We start from the raw sequence: 7,579 nt of genomic DNA on the forward strand, positions 1-7,579 counted from the left end.
TGGCTGCACTGTTCCAGGTGTCGCGACTGGAGGCAGCCGACCCGAACGCGGGCGTCGGCATGGAATTGCAGGTGATCGCAGCCGTGGTGATCGGCGGCACGAGCCTGATGGGCGGGCGCGGCTCCGTCGCGCGCACGCTGTTCGGCGTGCTGATCATCTCGGTGCTCGAATCCGGCCTCGCACAGATCGGCGCCTCCGAACCCACCAAACGCATCATCACGGGCGCGGTCATCGTTGCGGCCGTGGTCATGGACACCTATCGCACCCGCCGCAATCAATCCGGCCGTAGCAAGCACCACTAAGAGACAGAGGAGATCGTCATGGCAACCATCAAGGACGTGGCCGCATTGGCCGGGGTTTCGTTCACCACCGTCTCACACGTTATCAACAACACCAGGCCGGTGAACGCCGAGACCCGCAAGCGCGTGGAAGAAGCCATCCGCGCCACACGCTATGTGCCCAGCGCGGTAGCACGCTCGCTCAAGCACCGGACCACACGCACCATCGGCGTGCTGGTGCCGACCGCCACCAACCCCTACTTTGCGGAGCTGGCGCGTGGCATTGAAGACGTCTGTGCCGCCGCCGGCTACAGCGTCATCCTCTGCAACTCCGACGACGACCCGCGCAAGCAGCGCGACTACCTGCGCGTGCTGATGGAGAAGCGCGTGGACGGCATCATCGTCAGCAGCGCCGGCCCGGACAACGCACTGGTCGAAGCACTGGGCGAATCCTCCCTGCCCGTGGTGATGGTCGACCGCCCCACCGAAGGCATCCAAGCCGATCAGGTGCAGGTCGATCACGAAAAGGGCGCCTACATGGCGACCCAGCATCTGCTGGAGCTTGGCCACCGGCGCATTGCCTGCATCAGCGGGCCATCGGAGTTGAGCGTGACGGCCGGCCGCCTGGCGGGCTTTCACCGCGCACTGCGCGAAGCCGGCGTGCCAGAAGCTTCCGCGCGCGTGGCCGAAGGCGACTTCACCAGCCCCGGCGGCTACCGCGCTGCGCGCCAGCTGCTGACCGAGGGCGAGATGCCCACTGCCATCTTTGCCAGCAACGACCTGATGGGCATCGGCGCACTGCGTGCAGCGGCCGAGTTGGGCATTCCCGTGCCGAAGGCGCTCTCCGTGATCGGCTTTGACGACATCGAACTCAGTCGCTACGTGTATCCGGCGCTGTCCACCGTCGGCCAGTCGATCCGCCAGTTGGGCGAGACCACGGCGCAGACGCTGCTCGAACACCTGACTGATGCCGCCATGCGCCACCCCGCGGAGGAACCGCGCGCACGCCGCATCGTGTTGCCCCCGCGCCTGTCGCTGCGCGAGTCGACCGCCGAGCCGGCGCGCCCGGCCCGCGCCGCTTAAGCCCATCCACTCACGCTCTCAACGTAGTCCGCCATGGTGGCCAAGCGCCCTTCCGCCTCCGCAGTTGCCGACGTGCTGATCGTCGGCAGCCTCAACATGGATCTCGTGATCCGCACGCCGCGTCTGCCCCGCCCTGGGCAAACGGTTGCGGCGCCCGCCTTGGAGACGATTCCTGGTGGCAAGGGTGCCAACCAGGCAGTGGCTGCGGCTCGCCTGGGGGGCAAGGTCGCCATGCTCGGCTGCGTGGGCGACGACGCGTATGGCACGGCCCTGCGCGATGGCCTGCGGCGCGAAGGCGTCGAGACATCGATGGTGTCGGTACACGCGGGCGCCGCCACCGGCATCGCCTGCGTGACGGTTGCCGACAGCGCTCAGAACACCATCGTGATCGTGGCGGGTGCCAACCAATTGCTCACGCCCGCCATGATCGAGGCACAGCATGCAGCGTTCGAGCGCGCCCGCGTCGTCGTCTGCCAGTTGGAATCCCCGCCGGATGCGGTGGAATGCGCGCTCAAGCTCGGCCGGCGGCTGGGCAAGACCGTCATCCTGAACCCGGCGCCAGCCATCGGCCCACTGCCGACACCCTGGCTGGCTGCGTGCGACTACCTGATCCCGAATGAAACCGAAGCGGCACTGCTGACTGCGCGCGCCGTCGATTCCCCCGAAGCCGCGCTGGATGCAGCAGCCGACCTGCACGCGCAGGGCGCGAAACACGTGATCGTCACGCTGGGCGCGCGCGGCATCGCCTATGTCGATGCCACCACACGGCTGCTGATGCCGGCCCCCAGCGCGCTGGCTATCGATACCACCGCCGCCGGCGATACCTTTGTCGGTGCGCTGGCTACGGCACTGGCCGAAGGCGCAGCGCCGAATGCGGCCATCCAGTTTGGGCAAGCCGCCGCCGCGGTGTCGGTTACACGGCTGGGCGCACAGCCCTCCATTCCGTTCCGCAGCGAGGTGGGAACGCTTGCCATGCAGGCGCCCTGAGGCGCGATCGGGTTCGGAACGCCGACGCCGGAGCTCTGGGTTCCGTCACCGAGGCTCTGAGCTCCGTGATCGGACCCCAAACCCTCGCGCGCGCACCTGCGAGGTGCATCGCCGGACCTCTGGACCTCCACCGTCGGGGCTTTGCGCTCCGTCGCCGGAGCCCGGAACACCGGTGTCGGACCTCAAACCCCCGCGTGCGCACCTCTGAGGTGCGTTGCCGGACCTCCCGACCTCCGACGCTGGAGCTTTGAGCGCCGTCGCCGAGGCTTTGAGCCCCGCCGGGCAAGCGCTAGGCGGGTGTGCTGGAGCTACTCGGCGGCGTGGCCGCGGTCGGGGGACGCGGCACCAGCAGACACAGCGGATCGCGCAGAATGCGCCGCCACACCGCACCGGTAATACGCTTGCGATCGAGCCCGCGCAGGTTGCGCGAGCGCATCGCCATGTTGAACGCCAGCGCGAACGACACCATCACGTTGAGCACCCCCATCAGCGCGATGCCGGCAACGGCCAGCCAGAACGGGGCCGTATGCATCACACTCGGCCCAAGGACGCCCACCGCCGTTGCTACCGCACCGGTGGAAAGCGTGACGTGGCGCACCTCCACGTGCGGCCCAAAGAACGACACGATCTCTGGGCCCAAGCCCAGCATGAAGCCCAGCGACACGTTGGCGACGATGCCCGAGAGGTTGCGCTTCCAGAACTCGGCAATGCGATGTGCACCGCGCTCACCCACCATGAAGCGCAAGCGCCGGTGGTAGGCAATCACATCGCCCACGCGATGCAATGCAAACCAGTTGTCGGCCCAGCCCGCAGCCAGGCTTGAAGCCCACAGCAACACGCCCGTGAAGATCGCGTACGCCGGCGTTGGCCCAAGGATCGAGAAGGAGTCGATGGTCGCCACCGCCTTGGCCGGCGAGATCAGGTTCGCATGAAACAGCCGACCCGCCGCCCATTGCACCAGAAACGCTACCGGGGCCACCGCAACGAGGTTCCCGACAATTGCCGCCGCGTTGGTGCGGATCATGGCGACGGTGTCGTCCACGAAGCGCTCCAGCCCCTCTGGGCGGCCCACCTGGTCGAGCTGGTGCGCCAGCGCAGGTGCCGTCATGGCCGGCTGCTTGGTGGCCAGCGTGAAGTGGGCAAAATGGATGCCGAGAAAGCTGACCGCGTAGTTGATCGACGCCAACAGCCCTTCGGTAAAGCGCGTCAGGTGGGCGCCGGTGATGAAGAACTTGATGTACACCGTGGCCGCCGTGATGACACCCCCGCCGGCCGCAGCCTTCACCATTGCGCCGTATTCCTTGCTGTCGCGGGTGATGTAGTGCTCGCCGCTCTCGGCAGAACGCTCGACCACCTTGCGCGCCAGATCGGCAAACGTGGAACGGATCAGATAGCCAACACTGCGACGATGCTGGCTGGCCGAAACAAGCTCCGCCGTCAGGTGCACGAAGCGGCGCGAGGCGCGTGTGTCTGCCCAGGCGGTCAGCAGCAGATCGATGCGCCCCAGCCACGCCTTCATGCGCTCCACCTGGAACACCACCTCGACAGAGACGCCGTTCTCGTCCAGATGCTGGTACACGCTGGCCGTGGCAGTGCGGCACTGGTCCAACACCGCGCGGAAGTAATTGAGCTGCTGCGGAAAGCGCTCTGGTGTGGCAAGCGTCTCGTCCGGGCGTTCAAGGAAGATGGCGTTGGCCGCATCGGCCAGCCGGTAGAACGGCGAATCGGTAACGTCCGGATACTCCATGCGCAGGCGGATGCCGCGCGACAACCCTGCCGCCCGCACCTGGCTGATCAGGATCTGGATACCGATGCCAAGGCTGCGTTCCAGTCGCGTCTGACCCGCGGCTTCATCCTCGTCGCTCAGCCCGGCGCGGAACAGCGCATGCAGGCGTGCGACCAGTTCATCGTCCAGGCCATCCACCCACTGCGCATCGGTCGGGCCGACAAACAGCAGCGCAAACAACGTGGCCAATTGCGATTGATTGGGTGCCGGCGGCAGGAAGCGCGCCTGCCAGCGATCGACCAGTTCACCCCAGAAGCCAGAGCGCGATGACAACCCCGTATCGCACAGCAGCGAGACCGGATCGTTGTCCTGCACGATCGCGCGCAGCGTCTGCCCGACGCGCTCGGCCAGTTCAGGGTTGTTCTCCAGCACCTGCAGCAAGTAGCGCAGGCGTGCATAGCGCCACGATTCTGATGTGGCCCCGGTCGGGCGATCTGCGCGGCGCAGCCAATAGGCCAGCTCGATCAGCCATTCATTGCGTTCGGCCAGGCTGCGCGTCGGCGCGAACTGCGCCAGGATGGCATCGAGTTGATGGCTGGCGTGCCGGGAAGCGCGCCATTTGCGCCACGGATTGAGCAAAAACTTGAACATCGAACTCCCTAGTTGGCGGACACGCTCGGCTGGGCCCCGCTCCCGGGGCCGATGCTTCTACTTAACGTGCTGATGCCGCGATCAGGCGACGCGTTGCGCCTGAAAATGTGTCCGCAATTGTGTCACGACTGCCCCGCCGTCAGCCTCGGGCGAGGCTGCGGTGCCGGTCTGACGCATCAACCGCCCGTGAGGTTCAGGCGGCCGGAACGATATGGTCTTCGCCGCTGGCCCCGAAGAGCTGCGACTTGAGCTTGGCAAGTTGGTCGCGCACCGCCGCCGCCTTCTCGAACTCGAGGTTCTTGGCGTGATCGAGCATCTGCTTCTCCAGGCGCTTGATCTCCTTGGAGGCTTGCTTCTCGCTCATGTCTTCGTACTTGGCAGCCTCTTGCGCGGCCTTGAGTTCTGCGCGTGCATCGTCGACGTTGTACACGCCGTCGATGATGTCCTTGATGCGCTTGACCACCCCGCGCGGCGTAATGCCGTGGGCCTCGTTGTGGGCGATCTGCTTGGCGCGGCGGCGCTCGGTCTCGCCAATGGCCTTCTTCATCGACTCGGTGATGCGGTCGGCATAGAGGATGGCGGTGCCATTCACATTCCGCGCCGCACGGCCAATGGTCTGGATCAGCGAACGCTCGGCGCGCAGGAAGCCTTCCTTGTCCGCATCGAGAATCGCCACCAGCGACACTTCTGGAATATCCAGGCCCTCACGCAGCAGGTTGATGCCGACCAGCACGTCAAACGTGCCCAGGCGCAGGTCGCGGATGATCTCCACCCGCTCCACGGTATCGATGTCGGAGTGCAGGTAGCGGACCTTGACGCCGTTCTCCGACAGGAACTCGGTCAACTGTTCGGCCATGCGCTTGGTCAGCGTGGTGACCAGCACGCGCTCGCCGGCTTCAACGCGCACGTGGATTTCCGACAGCAGATCGTCGACCTGCGTGGTCGCCGGCCGCACGTGAATGATCGGGTCGACAAGGCCCGTCGGGCGCACCACCTGCTCCACGACCTCGGTGCCGGCGGTCTGCTTTTCATAGTCGCCCGGCGTGGCCGAGACGAACGTGACCTGCCGCATCTTGGTCTGGAACTCGGCAAACTTGAGCGGCCGGTTGTCCAGCGCAGACGGCAGCCGGAAACCAAACTCGGCCAGCGTTTCCTTGCGCGCGCGGTCGCCGTTGTACATGCCGTTGAGCTGGCCGATCAGCACGTGCGACTCATCCAGGAACATCAGCGCGTCCTGCGGCAGGTAGTCGACCAGCGTAGGCGGCGGCTCACCCGGCGCGGAACCTGACAGATGCCGCGAGTAGTTCTCGATGCCCTTGCAGAAGCCCAGCTCCTGCAGCATCTCCAGGTCAAAGCGGGTGCGCTGCTCCAGGCGCTGCGCTTCTACCAGCTTGTTTTCCTTGTAGAAGAAATCGAGCCGCTCGCGCAGTTCCGCCTTGATGGTCTCGATGGCGCGCAACACGGTCTCGCGCGGTGTCACGTAGTGGCTCGATGGGTACACCGTAAAGCGCGGAATCTTCTGCCGCACGCGTCCGGTGAGCGGGTCGAACAGTTGCAGCGACTCCACCTCGTCGTCGAACAGCTCCAGGCGCACGGCCATCTCGGCATGTTCGGCCGGGAAGATGTCGACCGTGTCGCCACGCACGCGGAAGGTGCCGCGCTGGAAATCCGTTTCGTTGCGCGTGTACTGCATGGCGATCAGGCGGGCGATCACGTCGCGCTGGCTGATCTTGTCGCCCGCGCGCAGTGTCAGGATCATCTGGTGGTATTCGGTCGGATTGCCGATACCGTAGATGGCCGACACCGTGGCCACGATCACCACATCGCGGCGCTCCAGCAGGCTCTTGGTGGCCGACAGGCGCATCTGCTCGATGTGCTCGTTGATCGACGAATCCTTCTCGATGAACAGATCGCGCTGCGGCACGTAGGCTTCGGGCTGGTAGTAGTCGTAGTACGAAACGAAGTACTCGACCGCATTGCGCGGGAAGAACTCGCGAAACTCCGAATACAGCTGCGCCGCCAGCGTCTTGTTGGGCGCGAACACGATGGCCGGACGCCCCACCTGCGCGATCACATTGGCCATGGTGAAGGTCTTGCCCGAGCCCGTCACGCCCAGCAAGGTCTGGTACGACAGGCCGTCCTCGATGTTCTCGACGAGCTGCCGGATCGCCTCCGGCTGGTCGCCTGCCGGCGGATACGGCTGGTACAACTGGAACGGCGAGCCCTCGAAGGTGACGAACTTCGACTCGTCGTGGGGGCTGGGGACTTGGCTCAGATCGGTCATGGCGGCGGGTGGGATGGCGACGCGAACAGTCAATAAGTGACGCGCACGCCCCCAACAGATCGGGGTGGCGGCGGCAATTGCAACCAATCGTCTAGTGTAGCCTGCTGCCCCAGCAATCGTTTAGGCGTTCCAGCACACGCATCTGTAGTGGCCGTTCAACCGCTTTAGGCCCCTGTTCTGCAAGGATTTTTCGGGCGATTAGAGCCTGTATTCGGTACAATTCAGTCTTGTGCCCGCTTCATGCATTCGGCGTCGGCAGCCCTGCCGACCGCTTGCGGCGCACCGCCTGCAGCACTCCACCGAATTCCGAACCAACCGATCGAGACACATCTCATGTCGCTTTTCTCTGCCGTCGAACTGGCCCCGCGCGACCCCATCCTGGGCCTGAATGAAGCTTTCAACGCCGATACCCGCAGCACCAAAGTGAATCTGGGCGTGGGCGTGTACTTCACCGACGAAGGGAAAATTCCGGTGCTGCGCGCCGTGCAGGAAGCTGAAAAGGCCCGCCTGGCTGCCACGTCCCCGCGCGGCTACCTGCCGATCGAAGGCATTGCCGCCTACGACCAGGCC

At 65.5% G+C, this 7,579-nt stretch carries 5 protein-coding genes and 1 pseudogene; 4 read left to right on the forward strand and 2 right to left on the reverse strand.

Annotation, left to right across the window (positions count from 1 at the left end):
- The 3 genes from JHD73_RS25150 to rbsK form a co-directional block, all read left to right on the forward strand.
- A partial coding sequence (locus JHD73_RS25150) for an ABC transporter permease (RefSeq protein ID WP_199032895.1) occupies window positions 1-302 on the forward strand: 302 nt, incomplete at its 5' end.
- An 18-nt stretch (window positions 303-320) separates the two neighbouring features.
- The gene (locus JHD73_RS25155) at window positions 321-1,361 is read left to right on the forward strand and encodes a LacI family DNA-binding transcriptional regulator (protein WP_199032896.1); all 1,041 of its coding nucleotides are present in this window, start codon (window positions 321-323) and stop codon (window positions 1,359-1,361) included.
- 33 nt (window positions 1,362-1,394) lie between these two features.
- Window positions 1,395-2,348 (forward strand): ribokinase, encoded by a 954-nt coding sequence (gene rbsK / locus JHD73_RS25160; RefSeq protein ID WP_199032897.1) that lies wholly within the window; start codon window positions 1,395-1,397, stop codon window positions 2,346-2,348.
- A gap of 289 nt (window positions 2,349-2,637) precedes the next feature.
- On the opposite strand, the gene JHD73_RS25165 is transcribed toward rbsK, so the two are convergent.
- On the reverse strand, window positions 2,638-4,725 hold the full coding sequence (locus JHD73_RS25165; RefSeq protein WP_199032898.1) for a site-specific recombinase: 2,088 nt from the start codon (window positions 4,723-4,725) through the stop codon (window positions 2,638-2,640).
- Between the two features lie 193 nt (window positions 4,726-4,918).
- Window positions 4,919-7,009 (reverse strand): excinuclease ABC subunit UvrB, encoded by a 2,091-nt coding sequence (uvrB, locus tag JHD73_RS25170; RefSeq protein ID WP_199032899.1) that lies wholly within the window; start codon window positions 7,007-7,009, stop codon window positions 4,919-4,921.
- A gap of 333 nt (window positions 7,010-7,342) precedes the next feature.
- Here uvrB and JHD73_RS25175 point away from each other — a divergent pair.
- A pseudogene (locus JHD73_RS25175) lies at window positions 7,343-7,579 on the forward strand (aromatic amino acid aminotransferase); the annotation flags it as partial.

Source organism: Ralstonia sp. ASV6 (genome assembly GCF_016429285.1).
GTDB classification, from domain to species: Bacteria; Pseudomonadota; Gammaproteobacteria; order Burkholderiales; family Burkholderiaceae; genus Ralstonia; species Ralstonia flaminis.